Genomic DNA, 17,660 nt, shown 5'->3' with positions numbered 1-17,660 from the left:
CCCCCACCGTAGGACCGACGGCTGCCGCTGGCTACTCGACCGGGCAGGGTCTGCAGGAGTTGTGCGGCTCAGCGGTCGACGGCGTCGGTGACCGGCGGCTCGGCGGCGGGGTGCGCGGGCAGGCCGGCGGGCATCCGCAGGGCGTAGAGGGAGGTGGCGACGAAGAGCAGCCCGCCGAGCAGGAACGCGGCCGGGTACGAGACGGTGTCGGCGAGCAGGCCCGCCACGAGGGGGCCGACGATGGCGCCGAAGTCGGAGAACATCGAGAAGATCGCCACCGGGCGGCCACCCGCGGTGCCGGCCGCGTCGCCGACGGATGCCGCCGGCGCGGTGCCCATGAATGCCGCGGCGACGCCGTAGACACAGAGCAGCGCGGTGAGCAGCCAAATGTTCGGGGCGAATGGGATCGCCGTGATCGTCACGGCCGCCACCAGGAAAGCGCCGATGATGGCAGGTTTCCGTCCGACGGTGTCGACGAACCTGGACGCGGGCGCCAGAGCAAGGGTCTGCGCGACCGCGGCGACGGCGAACGCGATTCCGGTCCAGGCGCTCGGTCCCTTGAGTACCTCGACGACGAGCACCGGCACCAGGGCGCCGCGCACCCCGAACGACGACCAGCCCTGGGAGAAGTTGGCCAGGCAGGCGGCGCGGAACCGGGGGTCGCGGAGCACGCTGCGGAGCGGGAGCATCGGTGTCGGAGCGCCCGTCAAGCCGGCGCCGGCGCGCGTGGCCGGCTGCAGCAGAACCAGCCCGATCACCCCGGCCACGGCGAGGGTGCCGGCGTAGAAGAAGAACGGCGCGGTCAGCGAGATGGTGGCGAGCAGGCCGCCGAGCGCCGGCCCGGCCATTCCGCCGATGAGGAAGCCGCCCTGGTAGAAACCCACGGCGCGGCCGCGGATGCCCGGCGCGGTGGTGCGCAGCAGCAGGGTCATCGCCGCGACGGTGAACATCGCCGAGCCGATGCCGCCCACTCCCCGCAGCAGCAGCAGTTGCGGGTAGCTGCCGGCGATGCCGACCAGGCCGCTGGAGACCGCCACGATGCCGATGCCCACGGCGAGGATGGTGCGTTCGCCGGCCCAGTCGATGAGCTTGCCGCAGACCGGGCTGGCGACGAAGCGCATCAGGGCGAACGCCGACACCACCGCGCCGATCTCGAGGTTGCCCACGCCGAAGCTCTTCACGTACACCGGCAGTACCGGCACCACGACGCCGAAGCCCACCATGACGAAGAACGCGATCACACCGAGCACATAGACATCCCGGCCGAGGCGGGGTTCGTTAGCCGTTCGGCTGGTGGTGGGCCCGAACGGCAAACGGATGCGTCGCATCCCTCCAGATTAGGCGCTCGCGGGCCCCTGGAAGATCGCCAGAGTCAGCGGGTGGGCACCGGCTGTGTGGCCGCGGGAATTCGGGCGGCCACCCCGCGGGCCCGCACGTCGCGGCGCCCGCCGATGGCCCGCAGCGCGTTGAGGATGGTGGCCAGGTCCACCAGCTCCTGCAGCAACGCGCCCACGGTGGCGGGGATCAGCCCGAACGCGGCGGCGATCATCAGGCCGATGCTGAGCGCGATGCCGAGCCAGATGCTCTGCAGGGCGATCCGCACGGTGTCCCGGCCGATTGCGACGGCCCGGGCGGCGCGGGACAGGTCGTCGAGCAGGATCACGGCATCCGCCGATTCGCTGGCCGCGGTGGACCCCTTGGCGCCCATCGCGATGCCCACGTCGGCCACGGCGAGCACGGGCGCGTCGTTGACGCCGTCGCCGACCATGATCACCGGCCGCTCCCGGATGGCCCGCACGGCGTCGACCTTGTCGGCCGGCAGGCAGTCCGCCCGCACCCTGGTGATGCCCACCAGCCGGGCAATGTGGTTCGCGGTCGGCCGGGTGTCGCCGGTGAGCATCACGGATTCGCGCACGCCCAGCCGCTCGAGCGCCGCGATGGTGGCGCGGGCGTTGTCGCGCACCTGGTCGCTGGCGACGATGCAGCCCGCGTACCGGCCGTCCACGGTCAGGTAGATGGCCAGTTCGCCGCCGGACAGGTCGGCCGGGTAGGCATCCGGGGCGTGCTCGGCCACAAACGACAGCTTTCCTACGACCACCTCCTGGTCGCCGAACCGGGCCGTGACGCCGTGCGCGGGCACCTCCACGGCCGACTCGGTGCGCTGCAGCGCGAGGCCGCGCGTTTCGGCGGCGGTGATGACGGATGCGGCGAGCACGTGCGACGAGTACTGCTCGGCCGACGCGGCCAGGCTGAGCAGCTCGTCCTCGCTGAACGGGTCCTCCGGGCAGACCCGGGCGATGGCCGGCGTGCCGTAGGTGAGGGTGCCGGTTTTGTCGAAGACCACAGTATTGGCGCGGGCGAGTTTCTCGAGCACTCCCCCGCCCTTGACGATGATGCCGTTCCGGGCCGCCCGGCTCATCCCGCCCATGAACGCCACCGGGGCGGCGAGCAGCAGCGGGCACGGGGTGGCGACCACGAGCACCTCGGCGAAACGCACCGGGTCACCGGAGACGAACCAGGCCAGGCCGGCGATCAGCAGCGCCCCCGCGGTGAACGGCACCGCGTACCTGTCGGCGAGGCGCACGACCGGGGCCTTGCTCGCGGCGGCCTCCGCCACCAGCGCCACGATCTGCTGGTACTGGCTGTCGGCGGCCAGGGCGGTGGCGCGCACTGTCGCTGCGGCCTGCCCGTTGATGGAACCGCTGAGCACAGGGTCGCCCGCGTGCCGCTCAACGGGCAGGCTCTCGCCGGTCAGCGAGGACTCGTCGAACGCGGCCGAGGCTGAGACCAGGTCGGCGTCCACGGGTACGATCTCGGCGGGCCGCACCAGCAGCAGGTCGCCGATCTGCACCAGGGTGGCCGGCACGTCGTCAACGTCGGAGGAGCCGCCCCGCAGCAGGTGCGCGATCTGCGGCACCCGGTCGAGCAGGGCGTTCAGCTCCCGCTGGGCCCGCCCCGCGGCGTAGTCCTCGAGCGCGGCGCCGCCGGAGAGCATCAGCACGATCAGCAGGGTGGCCACGTACTCGCCCACCAGGATGGTCGCGATGATGGCCATGATCGCCAGCAGGTCCACGCCGAACGAGCCCTGGCGCATCCGTTTGATCATGCCGACGCCCTGGATGCCGACAACGACCAGGCCGAGGGCGGAGAACAGCCACTGCACGGCGACCGTCAGCCCGGCGGCCCACAGCAGCAGTCCGAGCAGGCCGATGAGGATGGTTGCCGCCACAACCGGATACCGGCGGAATGCTCCCGTGAGCGTGGACATGGCTCCATTGTCACCTCGGATGCCCGTAGGCACCAGCAAGGAGAGCCTCCGCTTGTCGCCGTACCCGTCGGGCCAACTGTTCCCGGTGCGGACAATTGCGCCCGGCGTACCGGGCACATTTGTCCGTTTCGGCGACAGTTGGGCGCAGAAAAGGCCCCGCCGGATCGACGGGGCCTTTTCGGGTGCGGGCGGGCGGGTTAGGCCAGGCGGGTCTGCAGGTTCTCGGCGATCGCGGCCAGGAACTCCTCGGTGGTGAGGTAGCCCTGGTCCGGGCCGACCAACAGCGCGAGGTCCTTGGTCATCTTGCCGCTCTCGACGGTCTTCACGACCACATCCTCGAGGGTGTGCGCGAACTCGGCGAGCGCCGGGTTGCCGTCGAGCTTGGCGCGGTGCGACAGGCCGCGGGTCCAGGCGTAGATCGACGCGATCGGGTTGGTCGAGGTGGGCTTGCCCTGCTGGTGCTGGCGGTAGTGCCGGGTCACGGTGCCGTGCGCGGCCTCGGCCTCGACGACGCTGCCGTCGGGGGTGGAGAGCACGCTGGTCATCAGGCCGAGCGAGCCGAAGCCCTGCGCGACGGTGTCGGACTGCACGTCGCCGTCGTAGTTCTTGCAGGCCCAGACGTAACCGCCCTCCCACTTCATCGCCGATGCGACCATGTCGTCGATCAGGCGGTGCTCATAGGTGAGGCCGGCGGTCTCGAAGCGGTCCTTGAACTCGGTGTCGAAGATCTCCTGGAAGATGTCCTTGAACCGGCCGTCGTACGCCTTGAGGATGGTGTTCTTGGTCGACAGGTAGACCGGGTAGTTGCGCTCCAGGCCGTAGTTGAGCGAGGCGCGGGCGAAGTCGATGATCGACTTGTCGAGGTTGTACATGCCCATGGCCACACCGCTGCCCGGCGCCTGGAAGACCTCGAACTGCTGCGGGTCGCCGCCGTCCTTCGGGGTGAAGGTCATGGTGAGGGTGCCTTCGCCCTCGAAACGGAAGTTGGTGGCGCGGTACTGGTCGCCGAACGCGTGGCGGCCGATGATGATCGGCTTGTTCCAGCCCGGCACCAGGCGCGGGATGTTGGAGATGATGATCGGCTCACGGAAGATGGTGCCGCCGAGGATGTTGCGGATGGTGCCGTTGGGCGACGCCCACATCTTCTTCAGGCCGAATTCTTCGACCCGGGCCTCGTCCGGGGTGATGGTGGCGCACTTGACGCCGACGCCGTGCTTCTGGATGGCGTGAGCCGCGTCGACGGTGATCTGGTCGTCGGTCTCGTCACGCTTCTGGATCGAGAGGTCGTAGTACTCGAGGTCGATGTCGAGGTACGGGTGAATCAGGGAGTCCTTGATGGCCTGCCAGATGATGCGGGTCATCTCGTCCCCGTCAAGCTCGACGACAGTACCTGCAACCTTGATCTTCGACAATGGATTCTCCTCAGTGAGTCGGGGCGTGGTGGCCGTCAACAATCCTAGCCGAGGGCGGTAACTGTCTCGACATCGAGACAGTTGGCCGGCGTTTCGGTGACGGTCGCCGAGTCCCCCACAAACCCGACTACCTGCCGCCGTGGCCGGGCGATAGCCTTGGGTGTATGCCTGAACTCCGACTTGAAGAACTGTCCGCGCGCAACATCGTCGCGGCCAATAACCTGAGCCTCAAGCCCGGTCAGGAGCAATTCATCGCGCCGGTCTCGTATTCGGTCGCCGCATCCGTGATCAACCCGGCCACCGCCTGGCAGCGTGTCGTATTGCTCGACGGCGAGGTCGCCGGGTTCATCCACGGTAATTTCGACCCCGAATCCGCCCAGGAGGAATTCCGCGCCTGCATCTGGCGGATCAACGTCGACGCCGAGGCCCAGGGCATGGGTGTGGGCAAGTTCGCCGCCGATGCCCTCGCCGAAGAGGCCCGTCACCGCGGTTTCGACCGCATCACGGTGATCTGGGAGCCCGGCGAGGACGGCCCTGAGGCCTTCTTCCACCGCATCGGCTTCGTCGACATCGGCGAAACCGAGTTCGGTGAGGTCATCGGCGCGCTCACCCTCTAGCCGGTGCGCCTCAACCCGGCCAGCCCGTTCGTGGAGGCCGTGCTCGACGTCGTCGAGGCGATCCCACCCGGCCGGGTGATGACCTATGGCGACGTCGCCGCCGCCCTCGGCTCCCGCGCCGCCCGGGTGGTGGGCCAGACGATGGCGCAATTCGGGTCGGATGCGCCGTGGTGGCGGGTGATCCGCGCCGGTGGGCATCCGCCGATCGGCCACGAGAGCCGGGCGCTGGTGCACTACCGGGCCGAGCAGACACCGTTGCTGCCCGGTCCCGAGCCGGAGTCCGGCTACAGGGTGGACCTCAGCCGAGCGCGCTGGCGTCCCTGACAGGGCCGGCCGGCCCGGCAGTGTCAATGTGGGCGTCGGTGTCGGTGTCGGTGTCGGTGAGGCTCAGGCTGAGCTCGAGCAACCGGGTCCGCCACTCCTCGACCCGCCCGGGCTGGTCGATGCCCAGCACCGCCACCGGCGTCTCGCCACGGCGGTAGACGGCCAGCAGGTCGCCGGTGTCGACCCCGCCCGCCTCGATCGTCATCGACTCGCCACCGTGCACCCGGCCGGCGAACTGCACCAGGGCGCCGGCCTGCTCCGAGGTCAGCGTGGCGGGCGCCCCCGCCCCGCCCGGGTCGACCCCGAGCAGCGCGGCCATGGCGATCGACGGTCGGTTGCGGGTGTCGCTGAAGTGCGCGATGCGGCGGTGCGCCCCGGTTTCCGGGTCAAGCCAGGCCGCACAATCACCGACCGCGACGATCCCGGGCACGCCGGTGCCGCCGGCCGCGTCGGCGACCACCCCGCCGTGCAGGTCCCGGCCACCCGGGTCGAGTGCGGAGCCGCCGAGCCAGCCGACCAGCGGCACCGCGCCGATGTCCAGCAGCACCAGGTCGGCTCCGATCTCTTCCCCGCTGCTCAGCCGCACCCCGGACACCCAGCCGGGGCCGATCAGCTCGGTCACCCGCAGGTCGGTGCGCACGGTGATGCCCCGGCGCTCGTGCAGCCCGAACACGGCGCCGGCGACGGTGGCGCCGAAGGCCGTGTGGAGCGCATCCGTGCTACTGACGAGCACCGTCACCCGCAGACCCAGGTCACGGGCGGTCGACGCCACTTCGAGGCCGACGACCCCGGAGCCGACCACGACCAGGTGGGCGCCGGGCAGCAGTTCTTCGCGGAGCGCCAGGGCGTCCTCCACGGTGCGCAGCGTGTGCACCCCGCGGGGCATGGTCGCCATGCGGCGGGCGGCGGAGCCGGTGGCGATCACCACGGCGTCGGAGTCGACGGTGCGGCCGTTGGCCAGCGTCACCCGGTGCGTGGCCGCGTCGAGCGCGACGGCCGCGACCCCCAGGCGCCAGTCGGCGTCGAGGTCGTCGTGAGGGGCCTCGAGCGCCAGTTCATCGATCGTGGTCTGCCCGGTGAGGAAGCCGCGGCCGAGCGGCGGCCGGTCGTAGGGCCGGTGGCGTTCGCTGCCGAGCACGGTGATGCGGCCGGTGTAGCCGTGGGCGCGGAGGGCGACGGCACTGGCGTGGCCCACCACCCCCGCACCCACGATGGTGACTGAGTCCATGCTGGGTGATCCCCCGATCAGACAGGCTGACACCTACGGATGACCGTGCGGCGCCGGCTCGGGAACGAGGCTGCTCGTTCACGGCGGTTGTGTTCTCTGGCACCAGATTCGCTGCCAGCCCAGGGAGTGTCAAGCGCGTCGGGCCGGTTCCCGGCAAGTGGTTCCCGACCCTCAACATCCCCGAAACACCCCCGACTCAAACCACCCGCGAACCGCGACCCAAGCACCGAAAGCCTCAAGTTTCGGGTACTTGGCTGACAGTTCGCGAGTGGTCAGACGAGGGACTCGCGCCAGGCGGCGTGCAGTCGGGAGAACCGGCCGGTTCCCGAGATGAGCATGTCGGGGGTGCCGTCCTCGACGATGACGCCGTTCTCCATCACCAGCACCCGGTCGGCGATCGCCACGGTCGACAGGCGGTGCGCGATGATCACCGCGGTGCGGTCGCTGAGCAGCGTCTGCAAAGCCTCCTGCACCAGCCGTTCGCTGGGGATGTCCAGCGAACTGGTGGCCTCGTCGAGGATCAGCACCGCCGGGTCGGCCAGGAACGCCCGCGCGAACGAGATCAGCTGACGCTGGCCGGCGGAAACCCTGCCGCCGCGCTTGTTCACGTCGGTGTCGTACCCGCCGGGCAGGCCCACGATGAAGTCGTGCGCGCCGACGGCCCGCGCGGCCGCCTCGATCTCCGACCGCGTCGCATCCGGTTTGCCGATCGCGATGTTGTCGGCGACGCTGCCACTGAACAGGTACGCCTCCTGGGTCACCATCACGATGGCCCGGCGCAGGTCCTTGGGGTGCAGGTCGCGCAGGTCGACGCCGTCCAACAGCACCCGGCCGTGCGACGGGTCATAGAACCTGGAGATCAGCTTCGCCAGGGTCGATTTGCCGGCGCCCGTCGAGCCGACCAGGGCGATGGTCTGCCCGGGTTCCAGGGTGAGGCTGAAGTGCGGCAGGATGACCCGGTCGGCCTGGTACTCGAACTGCACGTTGTCGAAGTGCACGGCACCCTTCGAGGTCCACAGGTCCACCGGCGTGACGGGGTCGGGCACACCGGGCTGCTCCTCGAGCACCCCGGAGATCTTCTCCAGCGCGGCTGCGGCCGACTGGTAGGAGTTGTAGAACATCGCCATCTCCTCCATCGGGTCGAAGAACCGGCGGGTGTACAGCAGCGCGGCGAGCAGCGCACCGATGGCCAGCTGCCCGTCGGCCACGCGGAAGCCGCCGACCAGCAGCACCGCGGCGACGGTGACGTTGCCGATCAGGATCAGCCCGGGATCGAACACGCCGAACAGTTGGATAACGCGGGCGTTGACCAGCCGGTACGACTCGACGAGCTTGCCGAAGACACCCTCGTTGCGCTTCTCGGTGCGGAACGCCTTGACCGCGCGGATGCCGGTCATGGTCTCGACGAACTGCACGATCAGGCTCGCGGACGCGGTGCGGGACTGGCGGAACAGGTGCTGCGAGCGCACCTGGAACCAGCGGGTCAGCGCGAGCAGTGGCACGAGTGCAACGAGCAGCACCAGCCCGCTGACCCCGTCGAGGGCGAAGAGGGCGATGCCGGTGAAGGCCATGTAGAGCAGGCCCTGCACGAGCTGGTTGATGCCGGAGTCCAGCAGCTCCCTGATCGCATCCAGGTCGCTGGTCTGCCGGGAAATGATGCGTCCGGAGGTGTACGACTCGTGGAATTCGAGGCTCAGCCGTTGGGTCTGCAGGAACACGCGCTTCCGCAGGTCGATGAGCACGGCCTGGCTGATCCGGGCGGAGAGCACGGTGTACCAGGCGATCAGTAGCGCCCCGGTGATGCCGGTGATCAGGTAGATCGCCCCGGTCGCCGCCAGCGGCACCCAGTCCTGTTCGAGCAGGGCGGGCAGGCCCTTGTCGATGCCGAACGCGATCAGGGCCGGGCCGGCGACCTGCGCGGCGGTGGACACGACGACGACGAGCATCGCCATGACCACCGACCAGCGCACCGGGAACAGCAGCGAGCCGAGCAGGCGCAACGACCGGCGCCGGATCTGCGCGCTTTCGGCCTTGGTGTAGTCGAGGCGCTCTTCGCCTTCGACACCGATGACACTCACAGTGCTTCTCCCGCTCGCTCGGACTCTCGTCGTTCTTCGTCCTCCAGGCTGGAGATGACGAACTTGTAGTGCGGGCTCGAGGCCAGCAGCTCGGAGTGCGTGCCGACGGCGGTGATCTTGCCCGCCTCGAGCAGCGCCACCCGGTCGGCGAGCATCACCGTGGACGGGCGATGCGCCACGATCAGGGCGGTCGTGGACGCGAGCACCCGGCGCAGGGCGGCCTCGACCAGCGACTCGGTGTTCACGTCCAGCGCGGAGAGCGGGTCGTCGAGCACCAGGACGGCGGGTGCCGCGGCCACGGCGCGGGCCAGCGCCACGCGCTGTCGCTGCCCGCCGGAAAGGCTCATGCCCTCTTCGCCGACGAGGGTGTCGACACCGTTGGGCAGGTCGTGCACAAACGCCGCCTGCGCGATCTGCAGCGCCTCGGCCAGGGCCGCGTCGGCCTCCGGGGTGCGCTCGGCGAACTCCGGGCGGCCCAGCAGCACGTTGTCACGCACGGATGCCGAGAACAGGGTGGCGTCCTCGAACGCCATGGCGATGTGCCGGCGCAGCTCGTCGCGGCGGAGGGCCCGCACATCGACCCCGTCGAGGGTCACCGAGCCATCCGTCACGTCGTACAGCCGGGTGGTGAGCGCCGTCAGGGTGGACTTGCCGGAGCCGGTGAGACCGACCAGCGCCATGGTCTCGCCGGGTTCGAGCACCAGGTTCACCCCGTCGAGCAGGTCGGGAAACCGTTCGGGTGAGTCCGCGTAGCGGAAGTGCACGTTCTCGAACGCGAGTCGGCCGCGCGGGCTGGTGATCGTGACCGGGCGGGGCGGGTCGGTGATGGTGTTTGGCGTGTCCAGGATGTCGAAGAACCTGTCGGTGGCGGTGCGGGTGTCAAAGGTCATCGACAGCAGGAAGCCGATCGACTCCACCGGGAAGCGCAGCACGGTGGCGGTGGCGAAGAACGCCACCAGCTCGCCGACGCTGAGCTGGCCCTGGCTGGTCAGCCAGACGCCGGAGACCAGGCAAAGCGCGAACGCGACGTCGGGCACCAGCAGCAGCCAGAGCCAGATCCCGGCGATGGCGCGGGCCTTCTCGATCTCGGTGCCGCGCAGCTCCTCCGCCTGGCTGGCGAAGCTCTTGAGCGCGAAGCTGCCACGGCCGAACGCCTTGAGCACCCGGATGCCGTGCACCGACTCCTCGACGGCGGTCGCCAGGTCGCCGGACTGGTCCTGGCTGCGCCTCGCGATCACGGAGTACTTTTCCTCGAACACGTAGCCGTAGATCCAGATCGGGATCGAGCAGACCAGGAAGATCACGCCGAGGATCCAGTTCATCGACAGGAGGATCACCACGCCGGCGATGATGGTGAGGAAGTTGACCACGAGCAGCACCAGACCGAACGAGATCCAACGGCGGATCATGTTGAGGTCGCTGACGGCGCGCGAGAGCAGCTGCCCGCTCGGCCAGCGGTCGTGGAAGGTCACGGGCAGGTCCTGCAGCCGGGCGTACAGGGCGTTGCGCATCCGGGATTCGATGTGGGTACCGGGAACGAGCACGAACCAGCGGCGCAGCGCGATCATGCCGGCCTCGAGCACGCCGAGGCCGAGCACGATGAGTACGGCGGGCCAGATCGGTGCAGTGTCTCCCTGGCTGAGGGCGCCGTCGACGAGTTGCTGCAGCACCTGCGGGATGGCCAGGGCCACCAGCGAGGCCAGCAGTGCCGCGAGCATGCCCAGGCCCAGCCTCGGCAGCGCGGGCTTGGCATAGGGATAGAGCCGCAGCAGGGTGCGGAAGGTGTTGGAGCGCGCAGCGGGCGTGGGCGCAGTGTGCGGCGGATGCTGTGGAGCGGTGGTGGTCATGAGAGAGGTTCCTGGCTGGGCCGGCTCCGGCGCTGAAGCGCCGGTGGGCTGGATGATGCGGGGCTGGGTGGGTGCGGGAGCCGCGACGAAGCCGTTGGTGCTGGCGGCGGTGCCGACGGTGCTCCTGGCGGCGTGCGGTGGTGCCCGGTGCCGGCGCGGAATGACCACGTCCGGAAGAGGAAGCGGGCGGTGACGCCCGCTGAAATGTGCGGCCCGCGCAGACGCGGGCGGGTGGAGTTCTCTGGCCGGGACCTTAGACGGAGGCGAGTCGGAGCGCCGAGACGAAGGCAGCGCCGGTCGCAATCGATGCGTACCTGGAGCGAGCTGTCTTGGTCATGTCGGCCTCCTGAGCGTTTCGTGTCATCGTCTTGTGCCCCCCTTGTTCAGGCAGCCTTTCAGGATAGGGCCACGGACGACTCCGGCGCAAGCAGAATTTTCGCTCAGCGAACGCGCACGCTCAGGCAGGTGACACAGCCCTCGAGCTTCTCGAACTCGGTGATGTCCACGGTCACGGCCCGATAGCCGAGCCCGGTGAGCAGCTCGGTGGTGCGCGGCGCGGCGGCCGACATCAGCAGGGTGTGCGCGTCGAGCACAACCACGGCGGTACCCTCCGCTTCGGGTACCGGCACGAACCTCTCGAACAGTCCCGGGTCGTCCACGAGCGGCGGGTAGCCGATGATGGTGCCGTCCGGCAGGGCGGTGATAGCGGTCTTGAGGTGCAGGGCTCGGGTCACCGGAACCGGGACCACGGTGTAGCCGAGGGGTTCGACGATGTCGGCAAGCTGCGCCGCACCCTCAGCGTTGGTGCGCAGGCTCTGCCCCACGTAAACGGTGGCGCCCACCTTGAGCACGTCACCGCCGTCAAGGGTGCCGGGCAGGTCGATCCGGCGCACCGTGAGTCCCAGGGCGCGCACGGCCGCCTCGGCACCGGCCGTCTCGCCGCGTCGGCTGGGCGCACCAGGGCTGGCGAGCACGGCGGTGTCGCCGAAGAGGATCACGGCATCCTCGATGAAGACGGAGTCCGGCTGGTCGGGTGCCGGATCCACCTCGGTGATGGCCCAGCCCTCCGACTGCAGCGCCGCCACGTAGCCGTCCCACTGCGCCCGGGCCAGCCCGAGGTCGATCGGCACACGATCGATGTGGGTGATCTCGCCCTCGGCGAGGATGTCGACGGGCCGGCGGACCAGCACGCGCCGAGCGGTGCCCGGCAGAGTCACATCGCCAGGGAGGGCCGAGTCGCCGGAGGTTGTCATGCGCTCAGCCTAATCGCAGACGAATTGTTCCCCGTGCGGACAACGCGGCAAGCGCAGCATCCGTCAGTTGCCGCAAAGTGCCCTCTCACCCACCGCGAAAGGGCCGGATGCGGCAAGTCGGCGAGCGAAGCATCCGTCAGTTGCCGCAAAGCGCCCTCTCACACGCCGCGAAAGGGGAGGATGCGGCAAGTCGGCGAGCGGAGCTATTGGGCGGACAGGAAGTCGAGGGTACGCGCGACGACGACCTCGGGTTGTTCCTCGGCGATGTAGTAGCCGGTGCCCGGAACGTGCTCGAGCGTGAAGTCGTCGGCGTCCCCTTCGTAGCCGCCGAGGATCTCCGGGTGCTCCCGGGTCGGATCGTTGTTGCCGTAGAGGACGGTCCCGTAGAGCGACAGAGTCGGAGTGGTCAGACGTGTGCCGCGGTAGGCGCCGGTGCTGCTGCGTTTGGCCTCGCTCAGAATGAAGTGCCGGTACAGTGCCGATCCGGCATCCGCTCGCGCCGGGTCCTTTAGCCGGGACACAAAGGCGTCGATGTCTTCGGGTGCGAAGACCGACGGGTCGCTCGTGTCACCGGTCATCAGCCGGCGCGGCAGCCGTTGTCGTCCGGTGCGGAGGAGCCAGGGTCCCAGACCCGGTATTGCGATGGCGAACATCGACCAGATCCGCCAGACGTACAACAGCGCCCGGGGGTGGAATTCGGGGTACGGGTGCGGGGTGGCAAGTGCGACGAATCTCTCGACTCTCTCGGGATGAGCCAGGCACACCCGAAACCCGACGATGCCGCCCCAGTCGTAGCCGAGAATATTCACCTTGTCCAGGTGCAACGCGTCGAGCAGCGCAACGACATCCGCTACCAGCTGCTCGCTCGTGTATCCGTCGGGCGGGGCCTCGGTCCAGCCGGCACCGCGAAGGTCCGGGCAGATCACCCGGTAGTTCGCGGCGAGGGCCGGGATGACCTTGCGCCAGGCCCACCAGTGCTGCGGGAACCCGTGCAGCAGCACGAGCGGCGGGCCGCTACCCGCCTCGGCCACGTGCATCCGCAGCCCCGGAAGATCGAGGAACCGATGTCGGACCCCGGCCAACTCCGGCCACGAGCCCGTGCCCGTGCCATCGAGGCGGCTTGTTCCATGACTGAATTTGCCCGAGGGCTTCATCGCACTCATGCCGCCATAATACTACGGACATAGTGTCTCGTCCACTATGTCTATAGTGAAAGAATGACTCCGATTCGAGTGCGCGTCCTGGAAGCCGCGATCGACCTCCTCGCGACGGGCGGGTTGCGTGCGCTCACCCACGTTCGTGTCGACGAACGCGCCGACCTGCCGAAGGGGTCCACCTCCAACTACTTCCGCACGCGGGCCGCCCTGCTGATCGGCGTCTCCGAGTGGATCGTGGAGCAGGAGCTTCGTCCAGTGCGAGTGGCGTTCTCGCCGCGTTCACCGGCCGAGCTCATCGACGCGATGTGCACCCTGCTCGAGGTGACGACCCACGAGAACAGGGAGCTGACCACGGCGAGGCTCGTGCTGTTCATGGAAGCCAACCACAACGCCGAGCTTCGAGAGGCGCTGTCCCGGGGCCGGGCGGCCCTGGGCGAGGGCATCGTGTCCGCTCTCGCCGAGCTGGGCGCCCGTGATCCGCAGGCCGCGACGGAGGCCATTGCCGCCTGTTTCGAGGGCCTCCTCCTGCACCGCATCGCCCGGCACGACAGCACCGATCCCCGGCCGATCTTCGAGACCGTCGTGATGGGCGCGCTCGCCTGACCCGCACCCTTGCCCGGCCTCGCCGCCGCCCCGCAACGCCGACGCGGCCGCTCACGAGTTGCCGTAAAGTGCCCTTTCGTTCGGCGCGAAGGGGCCGGATGCCGCAAGTCGGCGAACGCCACCTCTGTCAGTTGCCGCAAACCTCGCCTAAACGCGCCGCGACGAGGCAGGATGCGGCACATCGGCGGCCCGACGGAGGGCGCCAGACTAGCGCGGCGCGGGCAGGGTCTCGGGGGCGTCTTCCCAGTCCTGCACGGTGATGGACTCGGTGAAGTGCTGGGCGCGTTCCTTGCCACCCTCGTCGCCGGAGAACAGTCCCGGCGCCTCGATCACCGGGCGCGCGGGCTTGCGCGAGTGGCTCGACGGGCGCACCGGCGGGGTCTCCGGCTGCTGGCGCACCTCGACGCGGTTCAGCGGCAGGGCATCGGGGTTCTCGGCGTTGACCCAGTCGATCAGGTTCTCCCGCACGAAGCAGCGCAGGTCGAACAGGGTGGGTGCGTCCTGCGCCGTCACGAGCACGCGCACGCGCACGAAGCCGCCCACGGCATCCGTCACCTGAAGAACGACAGCCCGGCCGTCCCACAGGTCGGTCTGGGCGACGACCCGGTTGAGCTCGTCGCGCATCGCGGCGGGGTTGACACGCCAGTCCAGGTCGAAGTCAATCTGGCCCAGCAGTTCGCTGTTGTGCCGGGTCCAGTTCTGGAACGGGGTGGTGGTGAAGTAGGTGGACGGCAGCACCATCCGCCGGTCGTCCCAGATGTGCACGACGATGTAGGTGAGGGTGATCTCCTCGATCTTGCCCCACTCGCCCTCGACGATCACGACGTCGTCGACCCGCAGCGCGTTGTTGAACGCCAGCTGCATACCGGCGAAGATGTTCGCCAGGGTGGACTGGGCGGCCAGGCCTGCCACGACACTGAGCAGGCCGGCGGAGGCGAACAGGCTCGCACCCACGGTCGCGGCGCCGGGAATGCTCAGCAAAACCGTGCCGATGGCGCAGATGATGATGATCACAACGCCGATGCGGCGCAGCATCCGCAGCTGGGTGCGTACCCGGCGGGCCACCCGGTTGTCGCGCACGTCGATGCGGTACTTGTTGGCGGTGATTTCCTCGGCGTAATACAGCAGCGCGCACAGCAGCCAGGTGGCGCTGCCGATGAACAGGGCCCGGAAGACGAAGCCCACCGTGGCCTCCCAAGCTTCGGGCACATCGAGGTAGCCGGCGACAGCCAGCCACAGCGCGCCGATCAGCACGGTCATGCGGAACGGCACCCGGATCAGCTTCACGAGCACCCGCGCCCAGGACCTGCGCTTGCCGACCATGCGGAAGGAGAAGGCGGCGATCGCGGTGATCGCGAGGGCGAGAACGATCGCCGCGACAACGGCAACCGGGAAAGCGGGCAGGGACAGCCCGAAAACTTCGATCACAAGGGACCTTTCCGTGTCAGGTCTGAGGAGGACTGCAACGGCGGTGTCACGTGGACCTCCCATCATGTCAGCCCAGACTGAGAAGAGCCACACAACGACGAACGCCGGGGCGACATCCGAGAGATACGGATGCCGCGCCCGGCGTCAGGTCCCTGCCTCACGGTCAGTGGAAGAAGTGGCGCTCCCCGGTGAAGTACATCGACACACCGGCGGCCGTCGCCGCGGCGATGACCTCCTCGTCGCGCACCGAACCGCCGGGCTGCACGACCGCGGTCACGCCGGCCTCCAGCAGCACCTCGAGGCCGTCGGCGAACGGGAAGAACGCGTCGGACGCGGCCACGGCGCCTTCGGCCCGCTCCCCCGCCCGACTCACGGCCAGGTGGCACGAATCGACCCGGTTGACCTGGCCCATGCCCACACCCACGGATGCGCCGGCGTGCGCGAGCAGGATCGCGTTGGACTTCACCGCACGGCAGGCCTTCCAGGCGAACTCGAGGTCGGCGCGCGTGGCGTCGTCGACCTCGGGGCCCGACACCAGGCGCCACTCGGAGGTGTCCAGGGTGTCGAAGGTGTCGGTCTCCTGCACGAGCAGGCCGCCGGAGATCTGGCGCAGCTCCAGCGACGAACGACGGTAGTCGGCCGGCAGCTCGAGCAGACGGATGTTCTTTTTCGCGCTGAGCAGCTCGAACGCGGCCGGCTCGAAGCCGGGCGCAACGAGCACCTCGGTGAAAATCTGGCTGACCGTCTCGGCCATACCCAGCGTGACGACGCGGTTGGCCGCGATGACCCCGCCGAACGCGGAGACCGGGTCGCAGTCATGCGCACGGTGGTGCGCAGACGCGATGGCGTCGGGGGCCTTGGGGTTCGCCACGGCGATGCCGCACGGGTTGGCGTGCTTGATGATCGCCACGGCCGGTTCGCTGAAGTCGAACGCGGCGCGCACGGCGGCATCCGCGTCGACGTAGTTGTTGTAGGACATCTCCTTGCCGTGCAGCTGCACGGCCTGGGCGATGCCCTGGCCGCCCTCGCCGAGGTAGAGAGCTGCGGCCTGGTGCGAGTTCTCGCCGTAGCGCAGCACGGCCCCGCGGCTGGCTTCGATCGCGAGGGTCTCCGGGAACAGCAGGTCGGTGGGGTCATCGCTGTCGGCGCCGACGATGGAGTCGAACGCCTCGAGGATCTCCTCGCCGAGCGACTCCGCGTCGTCCTGCCACTGGTCGTAGACGTTCTCGGTGAACCAGGCCGACACACTGAGGTCGTAGTTGGCGGTGTGTTCGAACGCGAGCGAGGCCAGCTTCTGCCGCAGCCGAAGGGTGCTGCCGCCGGCGCCGACGGCCGTGATGATCTCCGGGTAGTTCTCCGGGTCCACGACGATGGCCACGTTGGGGTGGTTCTTGGCGGAGGCACGCACCAGCGCCGGGCCGCCGATGTCGATCTGCTCGATCACGTCGGCGGGTTCCGCACCCGACTCTACGGTTTCGACGAACGGGTACAGGTTCACCACCACGAGCTGGAACGGGGCGATCGACAGGTCGGCGAGCTGGTTCTCGTGCGCCTCGAGGCGCAGGTCGGCGAGGATGCCGGCGTGCACGCTCGGGTGCAGGGTCTTCACCCGGCCGTCGAGCGACTCCGGGAACCCGGTGACGGCGGCGACATCCGTCACGTCGTGGCCGGCGTCACGGATGGTGGCGGCGGTGGAACCGGTGGAGACCATCTCGACCCCGGCGGCGGCCAGGGCGTTGGCCAGTTCGACCAGGCCGGTCTTGTCTGAAACCGAGATCAGCGCGCGCTGCACGGGAATGACGTCCCGGTCGCGGTAGAGGCTCCGGGCGTTGGTGTGACCGCTCATATGGGGGAATGCTCCTTGAGATCGACGTGTCCGTTGGCGATGTCGAGCACGGCCTGCACGAGCAGGCGGCGTTCGACGAGTTTGATGCGGTCGTGCAGCGAGTCCTGGGTGTCGTCGGTCAACACCGGCACCCGTTCCTGGCTCACGATCGGTCCGTCGTCCACGCCGTTGTCGACAACAATGATGCTGGCGCCCGTCTGGGTCGCCCCGGCGGCGAGCGCGTCGCGCACCCCGTGGGCGCCGGGGAACTCGGGCAGGTAGGCGGGATGGGTGTTGATCAGGTGCGGCGACAGTGCGCCGACGACCCGCGGCGGCAGCAGCCTCATGAAGCCGCTGAGCACGGTGAGGTCGGGCTCCCAGTGCTGGATCTGCTCGAGCAGCGCGTCGCCCCACGCGTCACGGTCGGCGTAGGAGGCGAACGGCACCGTGAAGGTCGGGATGCCGAATTCCTCGCCGAGAGCGAGCCCCTCGGCGTCGCGGTCTGCACCGATGGCGATCACCCGGGCGGGGAACTCCGCATCGGCGGACGCCTCGAGAAGCGCGCGCAGGTTCGAGCCTCCGCCGGAGATCAATACGACCAGTGACAGCACCATCCGAGC

General features: G+C 69.3%; 14 protein-coding genes. 3 read left to right on the top strand and 11 right to left on the bottom strand.

Annotation, left to right across the window (positions count from 1 at the left end):
* Window positions 1–68: 68 nt before the first annotated feature.
* From E3O60_RS08005 to E3O60_RS07995, 3 genes are all read right to left on the bottom strand, one after another.
* Window positions 69–1,328, bottom strand: coding sequence for an MFS transporter (locus E3O60_RS08005; protein WP_088457106.1), 1,260 nt, complete (start codon window positions 1,326–1,328; stop codon window positions 69–71).
* Between the two features lie 44 nt (window positions 1,329–1,372).
* Window positions 1,373–3,268: a heavy metal translocating P-type ATPase gene (locus E3O60_RS08000; RefSeq protein WP_134497723.1), complete on the bottom strand. Its 1,896-nt coding sequence runs from the start codon at window positions 3,266–3,268 to the stop codon at window positions 1,373–1,375.
* A 197-nt stretch (window positions 3,269–3,465) separates the two neighbouring features.
* Window positions 3,466–4,680 carry an NADP-dependent isocitrate dehydrogenase gene (locus E3O60_RS07995; RefSeq protein ID WP_134497721.1) on the bottom strand — a complete coding sequence of 405 codons (1,215 nt, stop codon included), beginning with the start codon at window positions 4,678–4,680 and terminating at the stop codon, window positions 3,466–3,468.
* 164 nt (window positions 4,681–4,844) lie between these two features.
* Here E3O60_RS07995 and E3O60_RS07990 point away from each other — a divergent pair, with 164 nt between their 5' ends.
* Complete coding sequence (locus E3O60_RS07990) at window positions 4,845–5,297, top strand: GNAT family N-acetyltransferase (RefSeq protein WP_088457109.1); 453 nt, start codon at window positions 4,845–4,847, stop codon at window positions 5,295–5,297.
* A 3-nt stretch (window positions 5,298–5,300) separates the two neighbouring features.
* Window positions 5,301–5,621: an MGMT family protein gene (locus tag E3O60_RS07985; protein WP_134408912.1), complete on the top strand. Its 321-nt coding sequence runs from the start codon at window positions 5,301–5,303 to the stop codon at window positions 5,619–5,621.
* Here the strand turns inward: E3O60_RS07985 and E3O60_RS07980 are convergent.
* The 5 genes from E3O60_RS07980 to E3O60_RS07960 all read right to left on the bottom strand — a co-directional run bounded on the left by E3O60_RS07980 (window position 5,596) and on the right by E3O60_RS07960 (window position 13,058).
* A complete protein-coding gene (locus tag E3O60_RS07980) occupies window positions 5,596–6,849 on the bottom strand; it encodes an NAD(P)/FAD-dependent oxidoreductase (protein WP_174776220.1) in 1,254 nt (417 codons plus the stop codon). The two genes, E3O60_RS07985 and E3O60_RS07980, sit on opposite strands and share 26 nt — an antisense overlap.
* 272 nt (window positions 6,850–7,121) lie before the next feature.
* Window positions 7,122–8,927, bottom strand: a complete 1,806-nt coding sequence (locus E3O60_RS07975; protein ID WP_088457111.1) for an ABC transporter ATP-binding protein — start codon at window positions 8,925–8,927, stop codon at window positions 7,122–7,124.
* Window positions 8,924–10,774 (bottom strand): ABC transporter ATP-binding protein, encoded by a 1,851-nt coding sequence (locus E3O60_RS07970; RefSeq protein ID WP_088458105.1) that lies wholly within the window; start codon window positions 10,772–10,774, stop codon window positions 8,924–8,926. The genes E3O60_RS07975 and E3O60_RS07970 overlap by 4 nt, the downstream gene beginning before the upstream one ends.
* A 440-nt stretch (window positions 10,775–11,214) precedes the next feature.
* Complete coding sequence (gene ddaH, locus E3O60_RS07965; RefSeq protein ID WP_134408913.1) at window positions 11,215–12,027, bottom strand: dimethylargininase; 813 nt, start codon at window positions 12,025–12,027, stop codon at window positions 11,215–11,217.
* Between the two features lie 203 nt (window positions 12,028–12,230).
* Window positions 12,231–13,058 (bottom strand): alpha/beta fold hydrolase, encoded by an 828-nt coding sequence (locus tag E3O60_RS07960; RefSeq protein WP_198415699.1) that lies wholly within the window; start codon window positions 13,056–13,058, stop codon window positions 12,231–12,233.
* A 186-nt stretch (window positions 13,059–13,244) separates the two neighbouring features.
* Here E3O60_RS07960 and E3O60_RS07955 point away from each other — a divergent pair, with 186 nt between their 5' ends.
* Window positions 13,245–13,787, top strand: a complete 543-nt coding sequence (locus tag E3O60_RS07955) for a TetR/AcrR family transcriptional regulator (protein ID WP_134497719.1) — start codon at window positions 13,245–13,247, stop codon at window positions 13,785–13,787.
* Window positions 13,788–13,994: 207 nt separating this feature from the next.
* Here E3O60_RS07955 and E3O60_RS07950 read toward each other — a convergent pair whose 3' ends face one another.
* From E3O60_RS07950 to purN, 3 genes are all read right to left on the bottom strand, one after another.
* On the bottom strand, window positions 13,995–15,215 hold the full coding sequence (locus E3O60_RS07950) for a mechanosensitive ion channel family protein (RefSeq protein WP_241980198.1): 1,221 nt from the start codon (window positions 15,213–15,215) through the stop codon (window positions 13,995–13,997).
* 163 nt (window positions 15,216–15,378) lie between these two features.
* A complete protein-coding gene (gene purH / locus E3O60_RS07945; RefSeq protein WP_088457115.1) occupies window positions 15,379–17,061 on the bottom strand; it encodes a bifunctional phosphoribosylaminoimidazolecarboxamide formyltransferase/IMP cyclohydrolase in 1,683 nt (560 codons plus the stop codon).
* Window positions 17,058–17,651, bottom strand: a complete 594-nt coding sequence (gene purN, locus E3O60_RS07940) for a phosphoribosylglycinamide formyltransferase (protein ID WP_088458107.1) — start codon at window positions 17,649–17,651, stop codon at window positions 17,058–17,060. The genes purH and purN overlap by 4 nt, the downstream gene beginning before the upstream one ends.
* Window positions 17,652–17,660 lie beyond the last annotated feature (9 nt).

The sequence above is a fragment of the Cryobacterium sp. TMB1-7 genome, assembly GCF_004402435.1.
Classification (GTDB): Bacteria; Actinomycetota; Actinomycetes; order Actinomycetales; family Microbacteriaceae; genus Cryobacterium; species Cryobacterium zongtaii.
This window is presented reverse-complemented; position numbering and strand designations above follow the sequence as displayed.

What these genes read in the sequence shown, in the direction of transcription:
- E3O60_RS07980 (WP_174776220.1), bottom strand. Translation starts at nt 6,849, where the DNA reads ATGGACTCAGTCACCATCGTGGGTGCGGGGGTGGTGGGCCACGCCAGT.
- E3O60_RS07955 (WP_134497719.1), top strand. Translation starts at nt 13,245, where the DNA reads ATGACTCCGATTCGAGTGCGCGTCCTGGAAGCCGCGATCGACCTCCTC.
- E3O60_RS07990 (WP_088457109.1), top strand. Translation starts at nt 4,845, where the DNA reads ATGCCTGAACTCCGACTTGAAGAACTGTCCGCGCGCAACATCGTCGCG.
- ddaH (WP_134408913.1), bottom strand. Translation starts at nt 12,027, where the DNA reads ATGACAACCTCCGGCGACTCGGCCCTCCCTGGCGATGTGACTCTGCCG.
- E3O60_RS08005 (WP_088457106.1), bottom strand. Translation starts at nt 1,328, where the DNA reads ATGCGACGCATCCGTTTGCCGTTCGGGCCCACCACCAGCCGAACGGCT.
- E3O60_RS08000 (WP_134497723.1), bottom strand. Translation starts at nt 3,268, where the DNA reads ATGTCCACGCTCACGGGAGCATTCCGCCGGTATCCGGTTGTGGCGGCA.
- purH (WP_088457115.1), bottom strand. Translation starts at nt 17,061, where the DNA reads ATGAGCGGTCACACCAACGCCCGGAGCCTCTACCGCGACCGGGACGTC.
- E3O60_RS07970 (WP_088458105.1), bottom strand. Translation starts at nt 10,774, where the DNA reads ATGACCACCACCGCTCCACAGCATCCGCCGCACACTGCGCCCACGCCC.